Genomic DNA, 26,022 nt, shown 5'->3' on the forward strand with positions numbered 1-26,022 from the left:
TGACAATCGGCCGCCCGAACACTTAGTTCTGCACCAGAGATCAGGGGGTCTCTGGGAGGCAAACATAATGAAATTTCGTCTTTTGGCGGGCTGCGGACTGCTGGCCGTTTCGCCGGTTGCAAGCCAAGCACAAACGGTATCCGCGATAGGTGCTGGGCAGCCGGCTGTAGCTCAGGCAGCGGTCGTGTTGCCCGCGGCGCAGGAAAGTATCCTTCGCGCAGGCACTGAAGTCCCTCTGCTGCTGCGGGAAGAGCTCACAACCAAGAAGAAGGCTCTGCGAGTGGGGCAGCGCTTCCAGCTCGAAGTGGCCAGCAATGTCGAGAACGGAGGCGTGGTCGTCATCCCCGCCGGAACGCCTGCGGTCGGCGAAATAACCGAGGTCCGCAACAAGGGCATGTGGGGTAAATCTGGCTACATCGGCGCACGCGTCGTATCGCTGCGGCTTGGCGACCGGAACGTACGGCTAAGCGGCACCTTCGACGACAAAGGCGTCACGGGCACCGGTGGCGTCGTGGCGGCCGTCGTCTTCGTGCCGATCGCCGGATTCCTCACCACTGGCACGAGTGCGATGATCGCGTCCGGATCGAACGTGAAAAGCTTCCTGGATGAAGATATCGCCTTCAGAACGGTGGCCGTTCAACCTCGCCTTCTCGATGTTCCGGTCGCAGCGCCGGCACAAACGACTTCGGTGGCGACTGCAGCCACGATCGTGCCTGCTTCGGTGACCACGACCGTCCAGAAGTGAGTGAACTCGGGCCCGGCTGCTATGCGGTCGGGCCCGGGTCAGCTGCTAAGCATCGATTAGCTCCGGATCGATCTCGCCCGCGCGGTTCTGGATGAATTGGAAGCGGTGTTCGGGGTTGCGGCCCATCAGGCGGTCGACGAGGTCCTTCACCGCGGCGCGGCCCTCGTACTCGGGCGGAAGGGTGATGCGGATCAGCGAGCGGGTTTCGGGACTCATAGTGGTTTCGCGCAGCTGGCCGGGGTTCATCTCGCCCAAGCCCTTGAAGCGGCCGACCTCGACCTTCTTGCCCTTGAACTTCGTCTTCTCCAGCTCGGCGCGGTGGGCGTCGTCGCGGGCGTAGGCCGAACTTGCGCCCGACGTGAGTCGGTAGAGCGGCGGTTGCGCGAGATAGAGGTGCCCGCGCCGCACGATCTCGGGCATTTCCTGGAAGAAGAACGTCATCAGCAGCGTGGCGATGTGGGCGCCGTCGACATCGGCGTCGGTCATGATGACGATGCGGTCGTAGCGCAGGTTGTCCGGGTTGCAGTCCTTGCGGATACCGCAGCCAAGCGCGAGCTGGAGGTCGGCGATCTCCTGGTTGGCGCGGATCTTGTCGGCGCTGGCGCTGGCAACGTTGAGGATCTTGCCGCGGATCGGCAGGATCGCCTGGGTCTTGCGGTCGCGCGCCTGCTTGGCCGAGCCGCCCGCGCTGTCGCCTTCGACGATGAACAGCTCGGTCTCGCCCTTGCCCTCGCCCGAGCAGTCGGTGAGCTTGCCCGGCAGGCGCAGCTTGCGCGCGCTCGTCGCGGTCTTGCGCTTGATCTCGCGCTCCGCCTTGCGGCGCAGGCGCTCGTCCATGCGTTCCAGGATGGTGCCCAGCAGCGCCTTGCCGCGGTCCATGTTGTCGGTGAGGAAGTGGTCGAAGTGGTCGCGCACCGCGTTCTCGACCAGGCGCACCGCGTCGGGCGAGGTCAGGCGGTCCTTGGTCTGGCTCTGGAACTGCGGGTCGCGGATGAAGACCGAGAGCATGACTTCGCTGCCGGTCACCACGTCGTCCGGGGTGATGTCCTTGACCTTCTTGCCCTGGCCCACGAGCTCGGCAAATGCACGGATGCCCTTGGTGAGGGCGCCGCGCAGGCCCTGCTCATGGGTGCCGCCGTCGGGCGTGGGGATCGTGTTGCAATAGTACGAGTAGGCGCCGTCGGAGTAGAGCGGCCAAGCGATCGCCCACTCCACGCGGCCCTGCTCGGCGCCGTCTTCCTTGGGGAAGTCCTGGCTGCCTGAGAAGAACTGACTGGTGACGCACTCACGCCCGGCGATCTGCTCGGCCAAGTGATCGGCGAGGCCACCCGGGAACTGGAACACCGCCTCGGCGGGCACGTCCTCGGTCGCCTGCGACGGCGCACACTTCCAGCGGATCTCGACCCCGGCGAAGAGGTAGGCCTTGGAGCGCACCAACTTGAACAGCCGCGCGGGCTTGAACTGCTGGTCGCCGAAGATCTCGGTGTCCGGCGTGAAGCTGACCGAAGTGCCGCGGCGGTTGGGCGCGGCGCCGATCTTCTGCAGCTTGCCCAGCGTCGCCCCGCGCGCGAACTCCTGCGCGTAGAGTTCCTTGTTCTGCGCCACTTCGACGCGGGTGTGGCTCGACAGCGCGTTCACCACCGAGATGCCGACGCCGTGAAGGCCGCCGCTGGTCGCATAGGCCTTGCCGGAGAACTTGCCGCCCGAGTGCAGGGTAGAGAGGATCACCTCCAGCGCCGACTTGCCCGGGAACTTGGGGTGCTCTCCGATCGGAATGCCGCGGCCGTTGTCGGTGATGGTGAGGCGGTTGCCTTCTTCCAGCATCACCTCGATGCGGTTGGCATGGCCGGCGACCGCCTCGTCCATCGCGTTGTCGAGCACTTCGGCGGCAAGGTGGTGCAGCGCGCGCTCGTCGGTGCCGCCGATGTACATGCCGGGGCGGCGGCGGACAGGCTCGAGCCCTTCGAGCACTTCGATGGCGGAAGCGTCGTAAGCTTCGCCGGAGGCGGTGGGCAGCTTGTCGAAGAGATCGTCGGACATGTTCGCCTTATGGTCTCACCCCGGGGCGGGTGCAAGGTGAGGCGGTGCGGTTATAATCGGCGCCTTCAGCCCCCGAACTTGGTCGCCGCAGGGCTGACCACCTTCACCGCGCCGCCGCTGACCTCACGCACTTCCAAGGCTCGGTCGATCACGCCGTCCTTGTTGAAGCGGAACGCACCGTCGAGGCCAAGGAATCCATCGGTTGAGGTCAGGGCCGCAGTGGGAAAGGCGCGGCCGGGCTTCCAATCGCGCGCGACCCGCAGCGTCAACAGCACCGCATCATAGCCGAGGGTGGCGATACGATAGGGCGCCGCGCCAAAACGCGTGCGATAGCTGCTGACGAACTGCGGGAAGCGGCTGTCGGACACCGCCGAGAACCAGGCGCCGTTCAGCGCGGGTGCGGTGGTGATCGCCTTCTCGCCGCTCCAAAGCTCGGTACCGAGCAGGCGCGGCGTGGCGCTGCCGCGCGCCTTGAGCAGGCCAGCCGCCCGCGCCGAAAGCCCGCCGCTGTCCGCGATCAGGATGGCGTCGAAGGCACCGCGCGCTCGCAGCTTGGTGGCGGCCGCCGTGATCGAGGCCGTGCTGCGGTCGTAGCTCTCCATCGCCATGATCGTGCCGCCAGCCGCGCGCGCTTCGGCGATCAGCGACTGCGAGGCGCGCTCGCCATAGTCGCCCTTGGGCACAAGCGCGGCAAAGCTGGTGACGCCATGCTCGCGCGCATAGCGGACCGTACGGCGCACCGACGAGCCGGGCAGGCTGCCCATCACGTAGACGTCGCGCGCGGCGGCACTCTGGTCGTTAGAGAACGAGATCAGCGGCACCTTGGCGCTGCGAGCGGCCGCCGCGACCGCCGGGATATCGTCTGCCAGCAGAGGCCCGAGGATCAGCTGGTTACCGTCGGCGATCGCGCGCGAGGCGGCGACGCCGGCGCCGGCCGAGGTGTCGTAATTGGTGATGCGCAGGTTCTTCGCATTGGTGTCCATCAGCGCCATCGTCGCCGCGTTGGCGATTGACTGCCCGACTGCACCGTTGGCGCCGCTCATGGGCACGAGCAGGGCGATCCGGTGATGCTGCGTATCGGTGGGAAGTTCGCTCGTGGTGGGTGCCGGCGTGGGCCTAGGTGGCGGCGGCGCGACCGGTCCCTTGGGCACCACGGCGCAAGCGGCCAGCGTTGCCATCGCTGCCGCGGCAAGCAGGTTGCGCCGGGCCATTTTCATCTGCGCCAATCGCCGTTCGATCATCACTTGCCGTCCCCCTCAGGAATGGGCCATGGGTCGCTGCATGGAACAGCCGCTCTCGCCGGGCCTCTACATAGTCGCGACCCCGATTGGCAACCTTGGCGACATCACCGTGCGAGCCGTCGAGGTGCTGGGCGCGGTCGCGGTGGTAGCGTGCGAGGACACGCGCGTCACGGGAAAGCTGCTGAATCATCTCGGTTTGAAGAAGCGGATGGTGCGCTATGACGACCATGCCGATGCCGGGGCGCGCGATCGCCTGCTGGCCGCGATGCGAGAGGAGCCGGTGGCGCTGGTGAGCGATGCCGGCACGCCGCTGATCTCCGACCCCGGCTATCGCCTGGTGCGTGCGGCGCGAGAGGAGGGGATCGCCGTCACCAGCCTGCCGGGCCCGAGTGCGGCGGTGGTGGCGCTGACGCTGTCGGGCCTGCCGAACGACCGCTTCCTGTTTGCCGGGTTCCTGCCCAACAAGGTCAAGGCGCGCGAAGACGTGCTGCGAGAACTCGCGGCAGTGCCGGCGACGCTGGTGTTCTACGAGACGGCACCGCGGCTGCTCGATGCCTTGGCGGCGATCGGATCGGTACTGCCGGGGCGTGAAGTCGCGGTCGCGCGAGAGCTGACCAAGCGGTTCGAGGAATGCCGCCATGGCTCGCCCGAGGAGATCGCAGCGCACTATGCCGCGCATCCACCCAAGGGCGAGATCGTGTTGCTGGTCGGTCCGCCCCCAGACGAGCCCATGGGCGAGGTCGATGCCGACGCGCTGCTGTTGGCGGCTCTGGCCACCGAAAAGCCATCCCAGGCCGCGGCGCAAGTGGCCAAGGCAACCGGGCTGGACCGCAAGAAGCTCTATGCGCGCGCGCTCGAACTGAAGTGAGCCGGCGGCGCGAGGAAGCGGAGCGGCGAGGGCGACGCGGCGAGGCGTTAGCTGCCTGGTACTTGCGCCTGACTGGCTGGCGCATCCTGGCGCAGCGCGTGAAGACCGCGCGGGGCGAGATCGATCTTGTCGCCAGGCGAGGGCGCACGGTCTGCTTCGTCGAAGTAAAGTGGCGCGGGAGTGCGCGCGAACTCGGGCTTGCGATCGATGCGCATCGGCTTCGCCGGGTCGCGGCGGCGGCAGAGGCCGTGATGCCGCGCTATGCCGGACGGGGCGAGGACGTGCGGATCGATGTGCTGCTGCTCGCGCCGGGGTGCTGGCCGCGCCGGATCGCCAACGCGTGGCAACCCGGCGCCTGAGGGGCAGGGGAGCCCGCTCGAGCCACGACCGATCCCATGGGGCAAGACCCATCGTGTGGCCAGCACGTCCGAAACTACTCGCGAGGTCCAAGTTTTCGGCTAATGCGACACGCAGGAACGGCCCTTAGGCGAGGATTAGCATGGCTTTACGTGTCGCGGTCCAGATGGACCCGCTCGAGACGATCAACATCGCGGGCGACAGCTCGTTCGCGCTGATGCTGGCGGCGCAGGCGCGTGGGCACTCGCTGTTCCACTACGACGTGCGTTCGCTGGCCTACGACACTTCGGAAGGCGCGGGCGGGCGGCTGACGGCTTGGGCCTCGCCGATCACCGTGCAGCGGGTGCAAGGCGATCACTATACGCGCGACGACCCGCGGCTGATCGATCTCGCCACCGACATAGACGTCGTGCTGATGCGCCAGGACCCGCCGTTCGACCTGGGCTACATCACCGGCACGCACTTGCTGGAGCGCCTCGCCGGCACGACGCTGGTGGTGAACGATCCGGTCTCGGTGAGGAACGCGCCCGAGAAGGTCATGGTGCTGGACTATGCGCGGTTCATGCCGCCCACGTTCATCGCCCGCCGCGTCGAGGACGTGCGCCGCTTCCACGCTGCGCATCCGGGGGACCTAGTGGTCAAGCCGCTGCACGGCAACGGCGGCAAGGCGGTGTTCCGCGTTCCGGCCGACGGCTCGAACCTGGGCGCCTTGGCCGAGCTGTTCGGGCAGGTCTGGCCCGAGCCGTTCATGGTGCAGCCGTTCCTCCCCTCGGTCAGCGAAGGCGACAAGCGCATCGTCCTGGTCGACGGCGAAGTGGCCGGCGCCATCAACCGCCGGCCGGGTGAGGGGGAATTCCGGTCCAACCTAGCGGTTGGTGGCTCGGCCGAAGCGACCCAGCTGACCGCGCGCGAGGAGGAGATCTGCGCCGCCATGGGTCCGGAACTGAAGCGCCTCGGGCTGGTTTTCGTCGGCATCGATGTGATCGGCGGACAATGGCTTACAGAAATCAACGTGACCTCGCCCACCGGCATCGTGGCCATCGACCGCTTCAACGGCACCGACACGGGCGCGCTGATCTGGGAGGCCATCGAGCGGCGCCACGCGGCGATGTAGCGATCGCGGAGCCAAACGCGTGAGCACCTGGATCATCCACCTCATCACCGTGGGCGGCTACTGGGGCATCGCGCTGCTGATGGCGCTGGAGAACATCTTCCCGCCGATCCCGTCCGAGCTGATCATGGGCGTGGGCGGGCTGGCCGTGGCGCGCGGGACCATGCAGTTCGTCCCGCTGCTGATCGCAGGCACCATCGGTTCGGCCCTGGGCAACTATGTGCTGTTCCTGATCGCCGACCGACTCGGCTACGAGCGGTTGGAACCGTTCGTGAACCGCTGGGGGCGCTGGCTGACGATGGAATGGGAGGATGTCGAGACCGGCACCCGCTTCTTCCGCAAGCATGGTGGCGTGGTGGTCTTCGTGCTGCGCTTCATGCCGATGTTCCGCTCCGTGGTGTCGATCCCGGCGGGCCTGGCGCACATGCGGCACTGGCAATTCCTGCTCTACACCGCGGCGGGTGCGGCGATCTGGAACGCGCTGCTGATCATGCTCGGCCGCTGGGCCGGGCGTCGCTTCGGCGAGGCAGAGCAGTGGCTCGGCTGGGCGACCATGGCCGTGGCGGGGCTTACCGCGGTGTATTACGTGTACCGCGTGATCACCTGGAAGCCGAGAGACAAGACAACGGTCGGCCGCTGATTTCTCGCCCTGTTAGGTCGGGGTGTTGTCTGCATTCTCCCGCGGATGCGCGTTGCGGTAGACATCCAGCAGCGTCGCTGCATCGACTTGCGTGTAGATCTGCGTCGAACCCAGGCTCGCATGGCCGAGCAGCTCCTGCAGCGAGCGCAAGTCGGCGCCCGCGCCCAGCAGATGCGTTGCGAAGCTGTGGCGCAAGGCGTGCGGTGTCGCGGCGGGCGGCAGCCCGAGCGAGACCCGCGCGCGCGCCATGGCCTTTTGCACCATGCCTTGCGACAGCGGTCCGCCCTTGGCCCCGCGGAACAGCGGATCGCCCCGTCCGCAACCCCAAGGGGATTTGGCGAGGTAATCGGCGACACCGTCGCGCACCACCGGCAGCAGCGGCACCACGCGCTGCTTGCCGCCCTTGCCGGTTACCACCAGCGTCTCGCCCAGCGGCAGCACGGCGCCGGTCAGCGACAGCGCCTCGGCGATGCGCAAGCCGGCGCCGTAAAGCAGCAGCAGCACCGCGCGATCCCGAGCGCCGATCCAGGGCTCGCTCGCGTCTTCCTCTACCGCCAGCGCCAGGTTGACGGCCTCGTCGGGCGTCACTGGGCGCGGCAGACCTTTCTTCACGCGCGGACCACGCAGGCGCGGTGGCGCACTCTCACCCATCCCGGCCTGCTCGCGCGCGAAGATAAGGAAAGCCCTAAGCGCGGACAATTCGCGGGCAGCGGAGCTGTTGCCGATGCCCGCTTCGCGGCGGTCGGCCAGATGCCGGCGCAGATCGGTGGTGGTCAGCCGCGCGAGCCTGTCCCAGCTCATGTCGTCTTGGCCGATCAGCCGCGCAGCCGTCGCCACATACGCGCGAACGGTGTGCGGCGAGCGGCGGCGACCTTGCGCCAGGTACGCGCCCCAGGCTTTGAGGATGTCAGCGCGGGTCATGGAGCCCTGGTCACGCGGCCAAGGTCAGGCGGCGACCAGTGCCGCGGGCACCAGCTCGGCCAGCAACGCGTCGAGCAGGGGCATGCCGGCCTCGCTCACCCCAATTCGCTCCCCGCGCTGCCAGGCGAGGCCCTGCTCCGCGTAGAAGGCCAGCTTGGCCGGATCGTACAAGTCAGCGCCCGCCACTTGCAGCCGGCGCGATAGGGCGCCAAGGTCAACGCCTTCGCCTAGCCGCAGCCCCATCAGCATCGCCTCGGCCGCTTGCTCGCGCCGGCCGAGCGGGCGTGCCTCGGCGATGCCGTCGCCTTGTTCGGCGATGGCGGCAAGCCAGTTCTCCGGCTTGCGATGGCGCACCGTAGCTAGACCGCCGCGACGGCCATGTGCGCCGGGGCCGATGCCGCAGTAATCCTGGTAGCGCCAGTATGCGAGGTTGTGGCGGCTCTCCTCGCCGGGGCGGGCATGGTTGCTGATCTCATAGGCCGGCAGCCCTGCCGCCGCGGACATCTCCCGCGTCAGATCGAACAGATCGGCCGCGGCGTCATCGTCCAGGGGTGTGAAGACGCCTTTGCGCACCAGGGTCTCGAACCGCGTGCCCGGCTCGATCGTCAGTTGATAGAGCGAGAGGTGACCCGTTCCGAACCTCAGTGCCCGGGTGAGCTCGGCCTTCCAGCCATCCTCGGTCTGGCCCGGCCGAGCGTAGATAAGGTCGAACGTCACCCGCGCAAAGTGGCGCTGCGCGACGTCGAGCGCGGCCAATCCCTCTTCGGCATCATGCAGGCGGCCCAAGAAGCGCAACGTCTCGTTGTCGAGCGCTTGCAGCCCGAGTGACGCGCGGTTGATGCCGACGCTCGCCAGCGCGGCGTAGTTCGCCGCTTCGACCGAGGATGGATTGCCCTCCAGCGTGATCTCGATGCCGGGATCAAAGCCCCATAGGCGCTCGGCCTCGTACAGCAGTCGGGCGACCAGCGCCGGTGGCATCAGCGAGGGGGTGCCGCCGCCGAAGAAGATCGAAGTCAGCGTCTCGCCCGAGGCCAGCTCGGCTTCACGGCGCATGTCGGCGAGCAGCGCCTGTTCCCAATGGGCGTGATCGACGCGCTCGCGGACGTGGCTGTTGAAGTCGCAGTAGGGGCACTTCGCCAGGCAGAACGGCCAATGGATGTAGAGGGCGCGGGCCATGGGATGTGCTTAGCAGCTTTTGCTCGCGTCGTCCCGGACTTGATCCGGGACCGGTTCCGCCATTTCGCGAGCTTTAAGTCACGCGTTGCAAGGTCGCGCCATGGCGGCACCGGACCCGGGTCGAGCCCGGGTCGACGTCGTCTTTCAGCGTTTAAACTGGTCAGCGACAAGCTTGGCAAAGGCATCCGCCCGGTGGCTCATGCTGTGCTTTTCCTCCGGCGCCAGCTCGGCAAAGGTCACGTCGCGTCCGTTTGGCACGAACACCGGATCGTACCCGAAGCCCATGGTCCCGCGCGGCGGCCAGGAGTAGGTCCCGTCGACCCGTCCTTCGTAGACCGCCTCCTCGCCGTCCGGCCAGGCGATCGCCAGCACGGAAGAGAACCAGCACGAGCGATCGGCATCCGGGCCGATCTGTGCCAGCAGACCCTCGACCTTGCCCATCGCCATGTACCAGTCGCGGCCGGGATCGCCCTCGAACCACTGCCGCTCGGCCCAGTCGGCGGTGTAGACGCCGGGCCGGCCTCCAAGCGCGGCCACCGACAGGCCGCTGTCGTCGGCCAGCGCCGGGATCTGCGCGGCCTTGGCGGCGGCATGCGCCTTGATCAGCGCGTTCTCGACGAAGGTCGTGCCGGTCTCCTCCGGCTCGGGCAATCCGAGCGCGCCGGCGGAAATGCACTCGATGCCGTAAGGCGCGAGAAGGGCGCCGATTTCCTTGAGCTTGCCCGCGTTGTGCGTGGCGATGACTAGGCGGCTGCTGTCGAGTTTGCGGGTCAAGGCACTCTCCTCTCAACTTCACCCCTCGTCATTCCCGCGAACGCGGGAATCCATCTCCAGGTGGTTCGGTTTACGCGAGCTCAGGAGATGGATCCCCGCGTTCGCGAGGAGAGACATTACCGTCCCACAGCCTTCGCTTGCGCCGCGAAGATGTTGTCGCAGCCGATGCGCGCCAGGCGCAGGAGACGCAGCAGCGCTTCCTCATCGTACGGCGCGCCCTCGGCGGTCGCCTGCGCCTCCGCGATCAGGCCGCCTTCGAGCAGGACGAAGTTGGCGTCGGCATGGGCGTTGCTGTCCTCTATGTAGTCGAGGTCGAGCACCGGCGTGCCTTCATGGATGCCGCAGGAGACCGCCGCGACCCGCGCGGTGATCGGGTCTTCCTTGATCTTGCCCTCTGCCATCAGCTTGTCGACGGCGAGGCGCAGCGCCACCCAGGCGCCCGTGATCGAGGCAGTGCGGGTGCCGCCGTCGGCCTGGATCACGTCGCAGTCGAGCACGATCTGGCGCTCTCCCAGCTTTTTCATATCTACGACCGCGCGCAAGGAGCGCCCGATAAGCCGCTGGATTTCCTGGGTGCGGCCCGACTGCTTGCCTTTCGCCGCCTCCCGGCTGCCACGAGTGTGGGTGGCGCGTGGCAGCATCGAGTACTCGGCCGTCACCCAGCCCTCGCCCTTGCCGCGCAGGAACGGCGGCACCTTCTCCTCGACACTGGCGGTGACCAGCACGCGGGTGTCGCCGAACGAGATCAGCGCCGATCCTTCCGCGTGCTTGGTGAAGCCGGTGTGGATATCGATGGCGCGCATTTCGTCAGGCGCACGGCCGGAAGGTCGCATGGGGAGGTTTCCTCTGGAAGATATGTGCAAGATGTTGCGCGCGCCCTAGGCGCATTGGGGTTGAGCCCGCAAGGGTGATGGTTAGATAGGGAGCCGTGACCACGCCGCCGATCACCGAACTGACCACACGCGCCCGGGACATCTTCCGCCTGGTCGTGGAAGGTTATCTCGACACGGGCCAGCCGGTCGGCTCGCGCACGCTGGCAGGCGGCGGCGGCCTGAACCTGTCGCCGGCGTCGATCCGCTCGGTGCTCGCCGACCTCGAAGCGCTCGGGCTCCTGGCCGCTCCGCACACCAGCGCGGGACGCATGCCGACCGAGTCAGGCCTGCGCCTGTTCGTCGACGGCATGATGCAAGTGGCAGAGCCGACGCGCGAGGAGCGCGCGGCGATCGAGAGCCGGATTGCCGGGCCGGGCCCAATCGAAGCGGCGTTGGAGGCGACCAGCGCGATCCTCTCGGATTTGTCCGCGGGTGCCGGCGTCGTCATGGTCCCACAGCGAGAGGCGCGGTTGCGGCAGATCTCGCTGCTCTCTATCGCCGAGCGCCGGGTGCTCGCGGTGCTGGTCGGCGCCGATGGCTCGGTGGAAAACCGCATCATCGAATTGGCGGCTCCGATCCCACCGAGTGCGCTCGAAGAAGCATCGAACTACCTGACGGCGCACCTGACCGGTCGCACCCTCAGCGAGGCGGCGGCGGCGATGAAGGCCGACATTGCCTCGGGCCGCAGCGCGCTCGATGCCGCGAGCCAGGACCTCGTCCAGGCCGGCTTGGCCGTTTGGAGCGAGGACGCCGCCCGGCGCCGGGTCTTGATCGTGCGCGGTCAGGCGAACCTGCTCGACGAGACCGCCTTGTCGGACCTCGAGCGCGTCCGCTCGCTGCTGGACGACCTCGAGAACAAGCAGTCGGTGGCCGACTTGCTCGACATGGCGCGCGATGCCCGCTCGGCGCGCATCTTCATCGGATCGGAGAACCGCTTGTTCGCGCTGAGCGGGTCTTCCGTGATCGCCTCGCCCTATCGCGACCGCGAGGGCAGGGTGGTCGGCGTGGTGGGGGTTATCGGCCCCACTCGGTTGAACTATGCGCGCGTCGTCCCCATGGTGGACTTCACCGCTCAGAGCCTGGGCCAGAGCCTGAGCAAACTCATCGGATAGCTGGAACTTACACGACATGACCGATCAGAACACGCAGCCTGACAACAAGAGCGTGGCCGACGAACTTCAGGGCGTTCCTGAGGAGCTGCTCGAAAAGAACGCTGAGACCGCGGACCGCGGCGCCGAGGAACTGGCGCGCCTGCGCGAGGAGCTGGAAGTCGCTAAGCAGGACGTGCTCTACGCCAAGGCCGAGACGCAGAACGTGCGCCGCCGCCTGGAAAAGGACATCGCCGACACCCGCGCCTATGCCGCCACGGGCTTCGCGCGCGACATCCTTTCGGTATCCGACAATCTCAGCCGCGCGCTCTCCGCAATCCCCGCCGAACTGCGCGAGGACGAGAAGCTGAAGAACCTCGTCGCGGGCATCGAGGCGACGGGGCGTGAGATCGACAAGGTCTTCGCCTCGCACGGCATCAGCCGCATCGCCGCGGTCGGCCTGCCGCTTGATCCCAACCAGCACCAGGCCATGATCGAGCTGCCCTCCGCCGATGCCGAGCCCGGCACCGTGCTGCAGGAACTGCAAGCCGGCTACATGATCAAGGACCGCCTGCTGCGCCCCGCGATGGTCGCGGTGTCCAAGAAGCCCGACTGATCGTGCGTGCCCCTCTCCTCGGGAGGGGAGGGAGTGGCCGCGCCAGACACGAAAACTCACGGAACAAGCCTGCGCCTTCCCCGTTGACCCTGCACAGAACAAGTGTTGGGTCACGGAGAATAGTCATGCGTAAGTTCATCCTCCCCGTCATGGCTGCCGGCGTACTGGCACTCGGCGGCTGCGCATCCAACTACGGCGGCGAGGGCGCGCTGGTCGGCGGTGCCGTGGGTGCGGGCGTCGGCGCGATCGCCGGTGACGTCGGCGCAGGCGCCGCGATCGGCGCGGCTGCGGGCGCCGTCGCCGGCTCGCAAGTCGAGAAGGACCGCAACGGCGGCTGCTACCGCTACGACCGCGACGGTCGGCGCTACTACGACCGCGACTGCTGAGGCTGGTTTTAGCCTAGGCTTGGAAGAGGACGCGGACGCTTCGGCGTGCCACGCCCTGGGTCGTTAGAGAGCCGCCGGGCGGTGAGGCGGCAACGGACTATAAAACCTCGATCGATTCCGCGGTCATCCTGAACTCGTGTCAGGATCTATCGCGCTGACTAGCGCTGCCGACGCGGCCGAACATAAGGTGTGTGTCGCCAACTAAGCCATGAGCCACCCACGCGATGGCTCCTAAAAGCACCTTTAGGTAACGTCTGCTTCAGCTGGTTAGCTGCCGTAGATGCCTACCGCTCTGAGCCCAAAATCCACGGCAGGTGTAAGGCTCTAACCTGCGCCTGCAAGTGGGCGTGAGCAGCAGGTTCGCCAACGTCCGCAAGGGGCGGATGGCGGACGTTTCCATTATACACCCGACGCATGAGCATCATCGGCATTGGACAGACAATTCGGCATGTCCTCCTTCACACCCCTCCCATCATGGCTCTGCTGTTCTGGACGCGGATAGCTTTTGATGACGGCTACAACGCCGGTTGGACCGCCTCACAAGGATCGCGAAGCCACGCGCCGCTCGGGGACCCGACAACTTGGATTGTCTGTAGCGTTCTATCAGCAACAAGCCTTATCCTGGTGGCTCATGGGAAGCCAAAGATCGGCAACGCGCTCGCAGCTATCCTTTGCCTGCTTGCGAGTATGATCTGGATCGCAATGTCCCGCTGATGTCCATTATTGAGTTCTTGCCGTCGATCGTCGTCGGAGCATAATGCTCTGCCATGAACGCTGCTACGCTTCGTATTGCCCGTCCTAGCGATGACATAGAGGCCTTGGTTCCGTTCTACCGTGACGGGCTTGGGTTCGATGTTCTGTACCGATTTGCAGACCATGATGGCTTCGACGGTATAATGCTGGGAAGTCGCGGCGCGCCTTACCACCTCGAATTCACGAAAGCGCACGGCCACGCTGCCGGTCGAGCGCCCACGCAAGAGAACCTCTTGATCTTCTACCTTCCTGATCTGCCTGACTGGCAAGCGGCGGTGGATCGGATGGAAGCAGTTGGCTATTCGCCAGTTCCGGCTTTCAACGCCTATTGGGATCGGCATGGCCGAACCTTCGAAGATCCTGACGGCTACCGGATTGTGCTTCAAAACTCAGCTTGGGGCATCTGAGCATCGTCGGCTTTCGCTGGCAGCGTCAGGACGATTTCAGATCTGAGATTGGTGAGTCGCTGCCGCTCGCTCTTAGGGCTTTCACCCTCTTGCAAACACACCGTCACCCTGGTCTGCACCCCGGGGCTCTGCTTCTCTTTGCACGTAGGTATAACCCGAAGCTACGCCCTGAACGGCAACACCCCACGATAGCTCTCCAGCGGCGATGCCCCGGGCACATGCACCCCGCGCTCCAGCAAAAACACGTGCCGCACGATCTCGGCCTGCTGCTCCAGGCCATAGCGCTCCAACCGCCACCCCGGTCGCAGCACATAATCGTAGCGGCACAGCGGATGGCGCATCAGGGGCAAGTACCAGCGGCCGCGATGCTGGGTTTGCCAGACGTGCGTCATCTCATGCAGGAACAGCGCCTGCGCCTGCAGGCTAGCATGCGCAAAATCATCTACATAAAGCGACGAGCGCGGGTGGAAGTGGACGTGGCCGGTCGGTGCCATCAGCGTGTTCACCGGCTGGAACGGGAACCAGCGGCGGCGCTTCACCCGTACCGGCTTGCAGTCGATCTCTTTGCCGAAGACCGAGCGGATCAACGCGCGCTCGCCGGGGGTGAGCGGTCGCTGCCCGCCGGGCAGGCACGTGCAATCGGGCGCCGGCTCGCTCAGTGGTTCATCCCCGCCATGCCGCCAGCGTCGGCGCCCATGGCTTCAACTTTTGCCGGTATCGAGATCTTGTCGCCATCGGCAAAGGTCAGCGTCAGTTCGCTCTGACCGCCGGCCTTGAGGCTGGGATCGATATCGAACGCCATGACATGCAGCCCGCCCGGCACGAAGGCGATCGAAGCGCCCCCTGCGATGTCCACCGTCGCGACCGGCGCCATGTGGCCGCCCGACGTGCGGTGCATCTCCGCTTTGCCGACGCCTTGCACGTGCACGCCCGCCAGTGTGATCTTGCCGGGCGTGTTGTTGGCGACGCGGAAGTAGGCAACGCCCGGTCGGCCCGGCACCACCGGCAGCACCAGGCGGGCCGCACCCGCCGTCACGCCCGGCTTAGCGTCGGGGCCGAGGGCATCGGCGCTCTCACTCGCACCCGCGCTACCCTGCGCGTCGGGCGCCTGCGAGCCCTTGCACCCCGACAGCGCGGCAGCGGTGACCAGCAGCGCCGTCAGCAAGGTGGCACGGTGCATTCTCATGACGGTTACCCTCTGCATATTGGTGCGATTTCGGGCTGTCTCATGCCTGCACACCGCTCTTGTGCCAAGCAAAACCCGCCCTATATCGCCCGCCGACGACATGCCCGAGAGGGACGTCACCGAGCCGCCAAGCCGCCTTGCTCCGCAGGGGGAGGCGATCCGCGCGGTGTCTACATTTGACGTGAGGAATGGGGATAATGGCTAAAGTAATCGGTATCGACCTTGGCACGACCAACAGCTGCATCGCGGTCATGGACGGCGGCAAGCCCAAGGTCATCGAGAATTCCGAAGGCGCGCGCACCACGCCTTCGATCGTCGCGTTCACGCGTGACGGAGAGCGCCTGATCGGCCAGCCCGCGAAGCGCCAGGCGGTCACCAATGGCGACAACACGATTTTCGCGGTGAAGCGCCTGATCGGCCGCCGCTTCGACGACCCGGTGACCAAGAAGGACACCGAGCTGGTTCCGTACACGATCACCCGTGGCAAGAACGGCGACGCGTGGGTCAGCGCCGGCGGCGAGGACTACAGCCCGTCGCAGATCAGCGCCTTCATCCTGCAGAAGATGAAGGAAACCGCCGAGGGCTACCTGGGTGAGACGGTCACGCAGGCGGTCATCACCGTGCCGGCCTACTTCAACGACGCGCAGCGCCAGGCGACCAAGGACGCCGGCCAGATCGCGGGCCTTGAAGTGCTGCGCATCATCAACGAGCCGACCGCGGCGGCACTCGCCTATGGCCTGGACAAGCAGGACGGCAAGACCATCGCGGTCTATGACCTTGGCGGCGGCACCTTCGACGTCTCGATCCTCGAGATCGGCGACGGCGTGTTCGAGGTGAAGAGCACCAACGGCGACACCTTCCTGGGTGGTGAGGACTTCGACTCCAAGCTGGTCGAGTGGCTGGCCGACAAGTTCAAGGCCAAGGAGAACATGGACCTGAAGACCGACAAGCTCGCTCTTCAGCGCCTCAAGGAGGCGGCCGAGAAGGCCAAGATCGAGCTGTCGTCCACTGCGACGACCGAGATCAACCTGCCCTTCATCACCGCGCGCATGGAAGGTGGCAGCACCACTCCGTTGCACCTGGTCGAGACGGTCACCCGCGCCGATCTGGAGAAGATGGTCGCCGACCTGATCCAGCGCACGCTGGAGCCTTGCCGCAAGGCGATCGCCGATGCCGGCCTCTCGGCCAAGGACATCGACGATGTCGTGCTGGTCGGCGGCATGACCCGCATGCCTAAGGTCCGCGAAGTCGTGAAGGACTTCTTCGGCAAGGACCCGCACACCGGTGTGAACCCCGATGAGGTGGTCGCGATGGGTGCCGCGATTCAGGCCGGCGTGCTCCAGGGCGACGTCAAGGACGTGCTGCTGCTCGACGTGACCCCGCTTTCGCTGGGCATCGAGACGCTGGGCGGCATCATGACCAAGATGATCGACCGCAACACGACGATCCCGACCAAGAAGAGCCAGGTCTACTCGACCGCCGAGGATAACCAGCAGGCGGTGACGATCCGCGTGTTCCAGGGCGAGCGCGAGATGGCGGCGGACAACAAGATCCTGGGCCAGTTCGACCTCGTCGGCATCCCGCCGGCGCGTCGCGGCGTGCCGCAGATCGAGGTGACCTTCGACATCGACGCCAACGGCATCGTCAACGTGTCCGCCAAGGACAAGGGGACGGGCAAGGAGCAGCAGATCCGCATCCAGGCTTCGGGTGGTCTCTCGGACAGCGACATCGACCAGATGGTCCGTGACGCGGAGAAGTTCGCCGAAGAGGACAAGAAGCGCCGCGAGGGTGCCGAGGCGAAGAACAACGCCGACAGTCTCGTCCATGCGACCGAGCAGCAGCTGTCTGAGCATGGCGACAAGATCGACGCTTCGCTGAAGTCCGAGATCGAGGCGGCGATTGCGTCGACCAAGACTGCGATCGAGGGCGGCGACACCGCCGAGATCACGGCCAAGTCGCAGGCGCTGACCGAAGTGGCGATGAAGCTGGGCCAGGCGATCTACGAGAAGGAGCAGGCTTCTGCTGCTTCGCCGGCCGCCGAAGCGGCAGCGGCGCGCGCCGGTGGCGACGATGACGTGGTCGATGCCGAGTTCTCGGAAGTGGACGAGAACAAGGGCTGATAACCTGATGAAAACCCTGGCCGCCGCTGGTGCAATACGCGCCGGCGGCGGTTAGTGTTTCAGGTGGGGTGAACACACGTGTCAGCAACTGAAATCGATTTCTACGAACTGCTCGAGTGCGAGCGCACGGCCGACGACAAGACGATCAAGTCGTCGTACCGCAAGCTCGCCATGAAGTGGCACCCGGACAAGAACCCGGGCGACAAGGAAGCGGAGACCCGCTTCAAGATGATCAGCGTCGCCTACGATTGCCTCAAGGACCCGCAGAAGCGCGCGGCCTACGATCGCTACGGCCATGCGGCGTTCCAGAACGGCGGACCCGGCGGCGGCGGGCAGGGCGACTTCGGCGATATCGGCGACATCTTCGAGTCCATCTTCGGCCAGGCTTTTGGCGGCGGTGGCCGCCAGCAGGCGCGTCGCGGCGCCGACTTACGCTACGACATGGAGATCAGCCTCGAAGAGGCATTCCATGGAAAGAAGACGGAAATCGAGATCGAAGTCTCGGCCGTATGCGATCCGTGCCATGGCTCCGGTGCGGAGCCCGGCACGGGCTCGCGCCGCTGCACCATGTGCGGCGGCCACGGCAAGGTCCGCGCTCAACAGGGCTTCTTCGTGGTCGAGCGCACCTGTCCCACGTGCCATGGCCGCGGTGAGGTGATCGAGAAGCCCTGCCGCGTCTGCCGGGGCGAAGGCCGCGTCGACAAACCGCAGACGCTGGAGGTCGACATTCCGCCCGGCGTGGATTCCGGCACGCGCATCCGCCTGTCGGGCAAGGGTGAGGCCGGACCGTTCGGCGCACCTCCGGGCGACCTCTACATCTTCCTCCACGTCAAGCGCCATGCCGTGTTCGAGCGGGACGGCACAACGCTGGTCACGCGCGTGCCGATCACCTTCACGACGGCGGCACTCGGCGGCGATATCGAGATCCCCGGCATTGACGGTGAGCGCCTGGCGATCGACATCCCCGCCGGCATCCAGTCAGGCAAGCAGCTGCGCAAGCGCGGCGCCGGCATGCCGGTGCTCCAGGGCCGCGGTCGGGGTGACATGGTGATCGAGATCTCGGTCGAGACCCCCACCAAGCTTTCGGCGCGCCAGAAGGAACTCCTGCGCGAGCTGCAGGACACCGAGACGGGCGACGAATGCCCCGGATCGAAGGGCTTCTTCGAACGCATCAAGAGCGTCTGGGCTGGCTTGGCGGAGTAGGGCCGCTTCGGCCAAGGTCGTCCCGGGTTCGCCCCGGGACCGGTTCCAAGATCTCGCGAACTTGCGCGAAAGCGGCCTGGCGCGAGGTCGCGACATGGCTAAACCGGTCCCGGGTCAAGCCCGGGACGACGTGGCCTGCTACCTCTTCAATCACCTCCGTAGTGCTTGTGGATAAGCAGCCTCTCCCGCTCTAGCCTCGACCATCAACAGAACATATCAGGAACGATCATTCCTGAAATTCCGTTGATCGATCATGCCCGAAGCCCCGCTAACCCCTGACCGCCGTCGTATTGCCATCGATCCCGACACTGTCGGGCCACCAGAGCGTGCACCGTTCGTGGAGTTGGGCATCGCAAGTTGCTTCTCGTTCCTGCGTGGCGCTTCCGATGCCGCGCAGCTGGTCGAGCGGGCTCTGCAGCTCGGCTACGATGCAATCGGCATCGCTGACGTGAATTCGATGGCGGGTGTCGTGCGCATCCATTCCGAAGCCGTGAAATACAAGCGCCGCCCGGTAATCGGCTGCCGCATAGAAACCGTCGAAGGTCTCGCCTTCCTCGCCTATCCGTCCGATCGTGCCGCCTACGGCCGTTTAAGTCGATTGATATCAGCGGGTCGCATGGGAACGCTGTCTGGAGGATGGCAAGATAAGGGTGTCTGTGAGATCACGTTGGATATGCTCTCAGAGCACTCGGAAGGCTTGCACCTTATCCTGATGCCCCCGCGTGATCTGCAAGCGAGGCATGAACTTCACGTTCTTAGCAACGTGGTCCCAATCTCCGCTGACAGAGACGCCGAACATCTGCCCAGGCGCCAGCTCAAAACCTTGGCCTTTGATGAACTTGTGGCACATCTTGCCGTGTCATTACCCACGATGCGCCACATCGCGGCATCCTACGTCCACACGGGCGACGATCTTGTTCGTATTGAAACACTAGACGCCCTGGCGCGTGCCAACGGGCTTTGCATACTGGCCACCAATGACGTGCTATATCACGAACCTGAACGTCGGCCGCTTCAGGATGTGATGACGGCCATCCGTCACAAGACCACGGTGGCACAAGCAGGTTGGCTGCTTGAACCTAATGCCGAACGGCATCTTAAATCTCCCGAAGAGATGGTACAACTTTTTGCCCGGTGGCCCCACGCCATCCTTGCGGCACGCGAATTGGCCGATGCTTGCAGCTTCTGTCTGACGGAGTTGCAATACGAATACCCCGAGGAGATCTGCCCGGAGGGTCTCGATCCGCAAGCCTATTTGACAAAGCTCACTTGGGAAGGTGCTGCTCGCCGCTACCCCGCCGGCACACCTGAGGCCGTAACGGACTCGTTGGTCAAGGAACTTGCCTTGATCGCTCAGATGAAGCTGGCAAGATACTTCCTGACGATCAAGGAGATCGTTGATTTTGCCAGAAAATGCGATCCCCCTATATTGTGCCAAGGCAGAGGATCGGCTGCGAATTCGGCTGTCTGTTATTGTCTGGAGATAACGTCCGTCGATCCCGCGCAGCATTCGCTGCTGTTCGAACGCTTCATCTCCGCAGACCGGAACGAACCACCCGATATCGACATAGATTTCGAGCACGAGCGGCGTGAGGAGGTCATCCAGCACATCTACGAACGCTATGGCCGCGATCGGGCTGGCTTGTGCGCCACCGTCATTCACTATCGCCCGCGCATGGCCATTCGCGAGGTCGGCAAGGCCATGGGGCTGACCGAGGATGTCACAGCTGCCTTGGCGCGCACGGTATGGGGCGGCTGGGGCAAGGAGATCGGCGACAAGCACGTGACCGAAACCGGCATGGATGCAACTGATCCGACCCTACGCCGCGTACTGAAGCTTACGGAGCAAATGATTGGCATGCCCCGGCATCTTAGCCAGCATGTCGGCGGCTTCATCCTCACCAAAGGTCCGCTGCTCGAAAGCGTGCCGATCGGCAATGGCGCCATGCCGGATCGCAGCTTCATCGAGTGGGACAAGGACGACATCAATGAATTGGGCATCCTGAAGGTCGACGTACTGGCCTTGGGCATGCTGACCTGCATAGCCAAGTGCCTCGATTTGCTGGAGAGCCATCATAACCAGAGCCTGACGCTCGCCACAGTCCCGCGTGAGGATCCTGAAGTCTACGCGATGCTCCAGAAGGGGGACTCGCTGGGCGTGTTCCAGGTGGAGAGCCGGGCACAGATGAACATGCTGCCGCGCCTGCGCCCGCGCGAGTTCTACGACCTGGTCATTCAGGTCGCGATCGTGCGGCCAGGTCCGATCCAGGGGGACATGGTGCATCCCTATCTCAAGCGGCGGCGCGGGGGCGAGCAGGTGGTGATCCCTGCGCCGTCACCACAGCATGGGCCTCCTGACGAGCTTTCATCGATCCTGGGCCGCACGCTGGGCGTGCCGATTTTCCAGGAGCAGGCGATGAAGATCGCGCTTGATGCCGCCAAGTTCTCGAGCACGGAGGCCAACCTGTTGCGCAAGGCGATGGCGACATTCCGTTCGCGCGGCATGGTCGACAAGTTGCAGGAGCGGATGGTCGGAAGGATGATCGAGCGGGGCTACGATCCCGACTTTTCAGAGCGTTGTTTCAACCAGATCAAGGGATTTGGCGAATATGGCTTTCCCGAGAGCCACGCCGCCAGCTTCGCGCATCTGGTCTATGTCTCCAGCTGGCTGAAGTGCCACTTTCCCGCCGCGTTCGGCTGCGCGCTGCTGAATTCGCAGCCGATGGGCTTCTATGCGCCGGCGCAGATCGTGCGCGATGTGAAGGAGCATGGGGTGGCGGTGCTGCCGGCCGACGTGAATGGCAGCGATTGGGACTGCACGCTGGAGGGTAGGTCAGATCCTCCCCTGCAAGGGGAGGTGGCAGCCGCGCAGCGGCTAACGGAGGGGTGTAACCGCCAGTCGAGTGCTCAACCGCGAGGGTTACACCCCTCCACCACCAGCTACGCTGGCGGTCCCCCTCCCCTTGCAGGGGAGGATCAAGGAAGATTGGACAAGCACATCGCGCTTCGTTTGGGCCTGCGCCAGATCGACGGCTTTCCCGAAGCCGCCGCCGCGCGGATCGTCACGGCGCGGGCGGAGGGCGGTCCGTTCCGCGACGTGGGCGAGCTGCGCGAGCGGGCGGGAATCTCGCCGGCGTTGATCGAGCGGTTGGCCGCGGCAGATGCGTTCGGGTCCATGAACCTGTCGCGCCGGCAAGCCTTGTGGGACGCACGCAGCTTGATCGCCGCGCCCGACTTGCCGCTGTTCGCTGCGGCCGCAGCACGGGACGAGGGGGCGGAGAGGGCGCTCACCCGATTGCCAGCCATGCCGCTGAGCGAGGAAGTGGTGGCGGACTACCAGACCCAGCGGCTCAGCTTGAAGGCGCATCCACTCGCATTCCTGCGCGCAAGCCTCGCCGATCGCGGCTTCGTGCGGGCCTGCGACCTGCGCAGCCGCAAGTTCCGCTCCATGGTGCAAGTCGCGGGCGTGGTGCTGATCCGGCAGCGGCCGGGCAGCGCCAAGGGCGTGTGCTTCATCACCCTGGAGGACGAGACCGGCGTCGTGAACCTGGTGGTCTGGCCCGACCTCAAGGAGAAGCAGCGCCGCGTCGTCATGGGCGCGCGATTGATGGAGGTGCGCGGCCGGGTCGAGTACGACGACGAGGTGATCCACGTCATCGCCGCGCACATGACCGACGCCACGCACGAACTGCACCGCCTGTCCGAGGACCTGCTGCCGACCACGGTCGCTCGGGCCGATCACTGCAACAACCCGCTGCCCAGCAAATGGGGGCCACGCGATGATCTGCGCACCGGGAAGGACGATCCGTTCAAGCCGATCGAGTACGATCAGTGGACGCCGCCCGGACCGGGCAATCGCGAGTGCGGTTTCCATCAAGGACATCCCCGCGACGTGCGCGTGATCCCCAAGTCGCGCGATTTCCATTGAGCCCGCTGCCCCTCCGGCCATCCCCGCAGCCAAACCGCGCCCGGTGACTTGATCGCGCATGCGCTTTGCCCTCGATCGCTGGCTGCTTGCCGGACTAGTGCTGATCGCCGCCCTAGCCGGCGGGCGCCTCTGGCTTCGCGATCACCCGGCCTACGATCCCTGGGCGCCCTTGCGCCTGGCCGATGCGCCAGGCAGCTGGGTCACGACACGCAAGATTGCCGCGGTCCGCAGCGATCCTCAGGAGTGCCGCGCTTTCCTCCGGCGCAGTGGAGTTGCCTTCACCCGGCTCGATCCCACCGGGGAGGGGTCGTGCCGGCGTGAGGATCGTCAGGTGCTCGGCGCTGCCAATGCGCTTGCGGATGGTGCCGCTCCCGGCCTGGCGCTGCGACCCGCCGGCGCGCAGGCCACTTGTGCCATCGACGCCGCACTCGTGCGCTGGCTACGCCACGGCGTTCAACCTGCCGCCAAGCAAATCCTGAGCGCTCGCGTGGTCGCTGTGGAACACTATGGCACCAACAACTGCCGCCGCATCGGTGGCGGCAGGAACGGAAGCTGGAGCGAGCACGCCACCGGCAATGCGATCGACGTGGCTGCCTTCAAGCTCGACAATGGGCGCCGCATCGCGGTGCGCCGCGAATGGACGGGCGAGGGGCCAGCTGCGGCCTTCCTCCACCAAGTGCGCGATGCCGCCTGCGGTGAGTTCGCGACCGTGTTGTCGCCCGATTACAACGCCGCGCATGCCGATCACCTCCATCTCGACCAGGCGCAGCGGCCGTTCGCCCGCGGAGTGTGCCGGTAGACCTTGATGAGTAATCTGCAGCTCCTCCTCGCTTGAGGGCGGAAGACGTAAGAGGATCTGGTCCTAAACTTATGTTGCCCGCAAGCCCCTCGGGCAACATTTCGTCACGTGAAGGCAGGCGTGGCGACACGTAGCCGCACCAATGTTTGCTGCATCATTTCATGACATTGGAGACGCACATGATCACCGCTACGCTGCTTGCCCTCGCCAGCTTGTCCACCCCCGCGACGGCTCTGCTGCCGACTGCCAGCTATGCGCAAGACACCGTCCGCGCGTCTAAGGGCCACCCGAGCCTTCCGGCCCGTGCCGATGCTGGCAGGACCAGCGCCGCGCCTGCAGTCTGCCATCCTGATCCCAGCAAGGGCCGCGCCTGCCGCCATCATGTCGCCAAGAAGCAGGAAGCGCGCGCTCTGGAAAGGCGTCGGGCGGAGCTCGCCACAGCTGACGAGACGGCGCCGCGCTGATTCACCCGATAATTCCGAAAACACGATGGAAGATGCCTGTCTGGTGCGGCGCCATGCCGCACCAGACGGTCTGCTTGCAAGCCAGGTCCAATCTGCTTGGAAGCCAGGCAGCGCATGGCTAGAACCTTCCGCGGCGCCAAAGGCATAATCACGATACGATGACTTCACCGCAAACCATTCTGCTCGTCGAGGACGACGGCGCGCTGCGCACGCTGACGGCGCGCGCGCTGCGGCAAAGCGGCTTTCACGTTCTCACCGCAGCGACCGGCGCCGAGATGTGGATCACCTTGCGTGAGACCAGCGTCGACCTGATCGTCATGGACATCATGCTGCCCGGCACCAGCGGCCTGGACCTGTTCCGCCGGCTGCGACGCGAGAGCGACATGCCGATCATCTTCGTCAGCGCGCGCAGCAGCGAGGAGGACCGCGTCCTGGGCCTGGAGCTGGGCGCCGACGATTACCTGGTCAAGCCGTTCAGCACGCGCGAGCTGGCGGCGCGGGTCAGCGCGGTCCTGCGTCGGGGCAACAACGCGCTCGATAGTGTCACCGGGGACGGCCTGCAGGAGGGCCGCGGGCCCGACACGATCCAGTTCGATGGCTGGCAGGTCTCGCTCGCGCGCCGCGAATTGCGCTCGGCCAGCGGCGCGATCGTCGACCTGACCGGCGCCGAGTTCGACCTGCTCATCACCTTCCTGGGCTATCCGCAGCGCGTGCTCGGCCGTGAGCGGCTGATGGAACTGTCGCGCGCACGCATCGGCGACAGCTCCGATCGCAGCATCGACGTGCTGGTCAGCCGCTTGCGCCGCAAGCTACAGGCCGGCGGTTGCGAGGCGCCGATCGTCACCGTCCGCGGCGTCGGCTACATGTTCAAGGCCGAGGTCAAGCGCGGCTGATGGGGGGCAGGATCGTCGCCCTTGTCCGGCGCCTCGGCTTGCCGGAGCGGCTGCTGGCGGTACTGATCTTGGTCCTCATCGTCGATTTCGCCGCCAGTTCGTTCTTGTTCGAGCGGGTGAGCGCGTTCGAACTGCGCCGCGACGATGCCGAGCGCATCGCCGAGAACGTGGTGCTGGCGACACGCACCCTGGAGCGCACGCCTAAGCCCGAGCGCCTTCATGTCGCCGAGACGCTCAGCACCGGGCGCTTCCGCATGTCGCTCGCGCGGCCGGAAGAGCGCGAGCGCGGCTCGCTCGGCCTGGCGAACTTGCGCGCGCAGGTCGTGGAGATCGAGCCCGAGCTGGCGCTGGGCGATATCGAACTGCACCTCGAAGGCATTCCTGGGCGCGGCAACATCGGCGGCTCGATCCGCCTGGCCGATCGCAGCGTGCTGCGCTTCCACACGCATGCCAATGCGGCCTGGAAGCTGACGGTGGGACGGGTGATCAGCCTCGTACTGCCGACCTTGCTGCTGATCGCGCTGGGCTGGGTGCTGCTGCGCGCCACGCTGAAACCCTTGCGCAGCCTGATCGGCGCGACCCGCCAACTGGGCGCCGGGCCGCCCGATCCCGTCCCCGAGCGCGGGCCCGACGAACTACGCAGCCTGATCCGCGCGCTGAACGAGATGCAGGAGCGCATCCATCACTCCCTCGCCGATCGCACCCAGACTATGTTGGCGATCGGCCACGATCTCAAGACGCCGCTCTCGCGCATGCGGCTGCGGCTCGATGATGAGAGCATCGAGCCCGAAGTGCGCGACGGCTTGAACCACGACATCGACGAGATGCGCATGCTGCTCGAATCGATCCAGGCCTACGTCGAGAGCGACGGCCGTTCGATCCAGGCCGAGCGCATCGACGTGGCCGTCATGGCCGAGACGCTGGTCGATGCCGCCTCGGATCATGGCGCGCTCGCCCGCTACTCGGGGCTGTCGAGCCTTGAGATCGTCGCACGCCCCGTCGCCATCCGACGGGCGCTGTCGAACCTCATCGAGAATGCGATCCACTATGGCGGCAACGTCCACGTCCGGGTCGCACGCGATGGCGGCGGCGCCGAGATCGTGATCGAGGACGATGGGCCAGGCATCCCCGAGGACCGCGTCGCCGATGCGCTGCAGCCGTTCGTCCGCCTGGACACCGCGCGCACGCGCGACACCGCAGGGATGGGGCTGGGCCTTGCGATCGTCCGCAAGGCGGTGCGCGCGGAAAACGGCACCCTCGACTTGCGCAATCGTCTCGAGGGCGGGCTGCGGGCGACGATCAGGCTGCCGCTGCCGCCGACCTGACCTAAGACGAGGCGTGCCGCCGACACGATCGCGCCGCAATGCAGCAAAACTTCGTCACGCTAGCGCGAAAGGGGGGACAAGCACCGGCCGTACTTCTGGATGCATGACG

The 26,022-nt window shown here is 66.0% G+C and carries 24 protein-coding genes; 16 read left to right on the plus strand and 8 right to left on the minus strand.

Annotation, left to right across the window (positions count from 1 at the left end; all coding sequences use genetic code 11):
• Positions 1-67 precede the first annotated feature (67 nt).
• The gene (locus tag GV044_RS05540; RefSeq protein ID WP_236554725.1) at positions 68-745 is read left to right on the plus strand and encodes a hypothetical protein; all 678 of its coding nucleotides are present in this window, start codon (positions 68-70) and stop codon (positions 743-745) included.
• A gap of 45 nt (positions 746-790) precedes the next feature.
• Here GV044_RS05540 and parE read toward each other — a convergent pair whose 3' ends face one another.
• A complete protein-coding gene (parE, locus tag GV044_RS05545) occupies positions 791-2,785 on the minus strand; it encodes a DNA topoisomerase IV subunit B (RefSeq protein WP_159866526.1) in 1,995 nt (664 codons plus the stop codon).
• 65 nt (positions 2,786-2,850) lie between these two features.
• Positions 2,851-4,026: a penicillin-binding protein activator gene (locus GV044_RS05550; protein WP_236554726.1), complete on the minus strand. Its 1,176-nt coding sequence runs from the start codon at positions 4,024-4,026 to the stop codon at positions 2,851-2,853.
• Positions 4,027-4,066: 40 nt separating this feature from the next.
• Here GV044_RS05550 and rsmI point away from each other — a divergent pair, with 40 nt between their 5' ends.
• The 4 genes from rsmI to GV044_RS05570 all read left to right on the plus strand — a co-directional run bounded on the left by rsmI (position 4,067) and on the right by GV044_RS05570 (position 7,002).
• Complete coding sequence (rsmI, locus tag GV044_RS05555) at positions 4,067-4,894, plus strand: 16S rRNA (cytidine(1402)-2'-O)-methyltransferase (RefSeq protein WP_159866529.1); 828 nt, start codon at positions 4,067-4,069, stop codon at positions 4,892-4,894.
• Positions 4,891-5,253, plus strand: a complete 363-nt coding sequence (locus GV044_RS05560; RefSeq protein ID WP_159866532.1) for a YraN family protein — start codon at positions 4,891-4,893, stop codon at positions 5,251-5,253. Before rsmI ends, GV044_RS05560 begins: the two co-directional genes overlap by 4 nt.
• Positions 5,254-5,393: 140 nt before the next feature.
• Positions 5,394-6,365, plus strand: coding sequence for a glutathione synthase (gshB, locus tag GV044_RS05565; RefSeq protein ID WP_159866535.1), 972 nt, complete (start codon positions 5,394-5,396; stop codon positions 6,363-6,365).
• 19 nt (positions 6,366-6,384) lie between these two features.
• Positions 6,385-7,002 carry a DedA family protein gene (locus tag GV044_RS05570; RefSeq protein WP_201299016.1) on the plus strand — a complete coding sequence of 206 codons (618 nt, stop codon included), beginning with the start codon at positions 6,385-6,387 and terminating at the stop codon, positions 7,000-7,002.
• A 12-nt stretch (positions 7,003-7,014) separates the two neighbouring features.
• Here GV044_RS05570 and GV044_RS05575 read toward each other — a convergent pair whose 3' ends face one another.
• The 4 genes from GV044_RS05575 to rph form a co-directional block, all read right to left on the minus strand.
• On the minus strand, positions 7,015-7,923 hold the full coding sequence (locus tag GV044_RS05575; RefSeq protein WP_159866537.1) for a tyrosine recombinase XerC: 909 nt from the start codon (positions 7,921-7,923) through the stop codon (positions 7,015-7,017).
• 24 nt (positions 7,924-7,947) lie between these two features.
• Positions 7,948-9,099, minus strand: a complete 1,152-nt coding sequence (gene hemW / locus GV044_RS05580) for a radical SAM family heme chaperone HemW (RefSeq protein ID WP_159866540.1) — start codon at positions 9,097-9,099, stop codon at positions 7,948-7,950.
• Between the two features lie 144 nt (positions 9,100-9,243).
• Positions 9,244-9,873, minus strand: coding sequence for an RdgB/HAM1 family non-canonical purine NTP pyrophosphatase (rdgB, locus tag GV044_RS05585; RefSeq protein WP_159866543.1), 630 nt, complete (start codon positions 9,871-9,873; stop codon positions 9,244-9,246).
• A gap of 116 nt (positions 9,874-9,989) precedes the next feature.
• Positions 9,990-10,706: a ribonuclease PH gene (gene rph / locus GV044_RS05590; RefSeq protein ID WP_159866546.1), complete on the minus strand. Its 717-nt coding sequence runs from the start codon at positions 10,704-10,706 to the stop codon at positions 9,990-9,992.
• Between the two features lie 95 nt (positions 10,707-10,801).
• On the opposite strand from rph, the gene hrcA reads away from it, so the two are divergent.
• The 4 genes from hrcA to GV044_RS05610 all read left to right on the plus strand — a co-directional run bounded on the left by hrcA (position 10,802) and on the right by GV044_RS05610 (position 13,995).
• Entirely contained in the window at positions 10,802-11,857 is a 1,056-nt protein-coding gene (gene hrcA / locus GV044_RS05595) for a heat-inducible transcriptional repressor HrcA (protein ID WP_159866549.1), read from the plus strand.
• 16 nt (positions 11,858-11,873) lie between these two features.
• Positions 11,874-12,449, plus strand: a complete 576-nt coding sequence (grpE, locus tag GV044_RS05600) for a nucleotide exchange factor GrpE (RefSeq protein WP_159866552.1) — start codon at positions 11,874-11,876, stop codon at positions 12,447-12,449.
• 125 nt (positions 12,450-12,574) lie between these two features.
• A complete protein-coding gene (locus GV044_RS05605) occupies positions 12,575-12,835 on the plus strand; it encodes a hypothetical protein (protein WP_159866555.1) in 261 nt (86 codons plus the stop codon).
• 767 nt (positions 12,836-13,602) lie between these two features.
• Positions 13,603-13,995: a VOC family protein gene (locus GV044_RS05610; RefSeq protein WP_159866558.1), complete on the plus strand. Its 393-nt coding sequence runs from the start codon at positions 13,603-13,605 to the stop codon at positions 13,993-13,995.
• A 161-nt stretch (positions 13,996-14,156) separates the two neighbouring features.
• On the opposite strand, the gene GV044_RS05615 is transcribed toward GV044_RS05610, so the two are convergent.
• On the minus strand, positions 14,157-14,582 hold the full coding sequence (locus GV044_RS05615; RefSeq protein ID WP_236554727.1) for a vgr related protein: 426 nt from the start codon (positions 14,580-14,582) through the stop codon (positions 14,157-14,159).
• Between the two features lie 68 nt (positions 14,583-14,650).
• Positions 14,651-15,175 carry a copper chaperone PCu(A)C gene (locus tag GV044_RS05620; RefSeq protein ID WP_159866561.1) on the minus strand — a complete coding sequence of 175 codons (525 nt, stop codon included), beginning with the start codon at positions 15,173-15,175 and terminating at the stop codon, positions 14,651-14,653.
• A 203-nt stretch (positions 15,176-15,378) separates the two neighbouring features.
• Here GV044_RS05620 and dnaK point away from each other — a divergent pair, with 203 nt between their 5' ends.
• The 7 genes from dnaK (at position 15,379) to GV044_RS05655 (ending at position 25,913) form a co-directional block, all read left to right on the plus strand.
• Complete coding sequence (gene dnaK / locus GV044_RS05625) at positions 15,379-17,301, plus strand: molecular chaperone DnaK (protein WP_159866564.1); 1,923 nt, start codon at positions 15,379-15,381, stop codon at positions 17,299-17,301.
• 78 nt (positions 17,302-17,379) lie between these two features.
• Positions 17,380-18,504, plus strand: a complete 1,125-nt coding sequence (gene dnaJ, locus GV044_RS05630) for a molecular chaperone DnaJ (RefSeq protein WP_159866567.1) — start codon at positions 17,380-17,382, stop codon at positions 18,502-18,504.
• Positions 18,505-18,757: 253 nt separating this feature from the next.
• The gene (locus tag GV044_RS05635; protein WP_159866570.1) at positions 18,758-22,432 is read left to right on the plus strand and encodes an error-prone DNA polymerase; all 3,675 of its coding nucleotides are present in this window, start codon (positions 18,758-18,760) and stop codon (positions 22,430-22,432) included.
• Between the two features lie 58 nt (positions 22,433-22,490).
• On the plus strand, positions 22,491-23,231 hold the full coding sequence (locus GV044_RS05640) for an extensin family protein (RefSeq protein ID WP_159866573.1): 741 nt from the start codon (positions 22,491-22,493) through the stop codon (positions 23,229-23,231).
• A 179-nt stretch (positions 23,232-23,410) separates the two neighbouring features.
• Positions 23,411-23,695, plus strand: coding sequence for a hypothetical protein (locus GV044_RS05645; RefSeq protein ID WP_159866576.1), 285 nt, complete (start codon positions 23,411-23,413; stop codon positions 23,693-23,695).
• A 158-nt stretch (positions 23,696-23,853) separates the two neighbouring features.
• Positions 23,854-24,588, plus strand: coding sequence for a response regulator transcription factor (locus GV044_RS05650; protein ID WP_159866579.1), 735 nt, complete (start codon positions 23,854-23,856; stop codon positions 24,586-24,588).
• Positions 24,588-25,913, plus strand: a complete 1,326-nt coding sequence (locus GV044_RS05655; protein WP_159866582.1) for an ATP-binding protein — start codon at positions 24,588-24,590, stop codon at positions 25,911-25,913. The genes GV044_RS05650 and GV044_RS05655 overlap by 1 nt, the downstream gene beginning before the upstream one ends.
• Positions 25,914-26,022: the final 109 nt, after the last annotated feature.

It is taken from the genome of Novosphingobium sp. 9U, from assembly GCF_902506425.1.
GTDB lineage: Bacteria > Pseudomonadota > Alphaproteobacteria > Sphingomonadales > Sphingomonadaceae > Novosphingobium.

Bases quoted from the DNA above. Each gene is read 5' to 3' on its own strand.
- GV044_RS05540 (WP_236554725.1), top strand. From the start codon at position 68: ATGAAATTTCGTCTTTTGGCGGGCTGCGGACTGCTGGCCGTTTCGCCG.
- parE (WP_159866526.1), bottom strand. From the start codon at position 2,785: ATGTCCGACGATCTCTTCGACAAGCTGCCCACCGCCTCCGGCGAAGCT.
- GV044_RS05550 (WP_236554726.1), bottom strand. From the start codon at position 4,026: ATGATCGAACGGCGATTGGCGCAGATGAAAATGGCCCGGCGCAACCTG.
- rsmI (WP_159866529.1), top strand. From the start codon at position 4,067: ATGGAACAGCCGCTCTCGCCGGGCCTCTACATAGTCGCGACCCCGATT.
- gshB (WP_159866535.1), top strand. From the start codon at position 5,394: ATGGCTTTACGTGTCGCGGTCCAGATGGACCCGCTCGAGACGATCAAC.
- GV044_RS05575 (WP_159866537.1), bottom strand. From the start codon at position 7,923: ATGACCCGCGCTGACATCCTCAAAGCCTGGGGCGCGTACCTGGCGCAA.
- hemW (WP_159866540.1), bottom strand. From the start codon at position 9,099: ATGGCCCGCGCCCTCTACATCCATTGGCCGTTCTGCCTGGCGAAGTGC.
- rph (WP_159866546.1), bottom strand. From the start codon at position 10,706: ATGCGACCTTCCGGCCGTGCGCCTGACGAAATGCGCGCCATCGATATC.
- grpE (WP_159866552.1), top strand. From the start codon at position 11,874: ATGACCGATCAGAACACGCAGCCTGACAACAAGAGCGTGGCCGACGAA.
- GV044_RS05605 (WP_159866555.1), top strand. From the start codon at position 12,575: ATGCGTAAGTTCATCCTCCCCGTCATGGCTGCCGGCGTACTGGCACTC.
- GV044_RS05610 (WP_159866558.1), top strand. From the start codon at position 13,603: ATGAACGCTGCTACGCTTCGTATTGCCCGTCCTAGCGATGACATAGAG.
- GV044_RS05620 (WP_159866561.1), bottom strand. From the start codon at position 15,175: ATGCACCGTGCCACCTTGCTGACGGCGCTGCTGGTCACCGCTGCCGCG.
- dnaK (WP_159866564.1), top strand. From the start codon at position 15,379: ATGGCTAAAGTAATCGGTATCGACCTTGGCACGACCAACAGCTGCATC.
- GV044_RS05635 (WP_159866570.1), top strand. From the start codon at position 18,758: ATGCCCGAAGCCCCGCTAACCCCTGACCGCCGTCGTATTGCCATCGAT.
- GV044_RS05640 (WP_159866573.1), top strand. From the start codon at position 22,491: ATGCGCTTTGCCCTCGATCGCTGGCTGCTTGCCGGACTAGTGCTGATC.
- GV044_RS05645 (WP_159866576.1), top strand. From the start codon at position 23,411: ATGATCACCGCTACGCTGCTTGCCCTCGCCAGCTTGTCCACCCCCGCG.
- GV044_RS05650 (WP_159866579.1), top strand. From the start codon at position 23,854: ATGACTTCACCGCAAACCATTCTGCTCGTCGAGGACGACGGCGCGCTG.
- GV044_RS05655 (WP_159866582.1), top strand. From the start codon at position 24,588: ATGGGGGGCAGGATCGTCGCCCTTGTCCGGCGCCTCGGCTTGCCGGAG.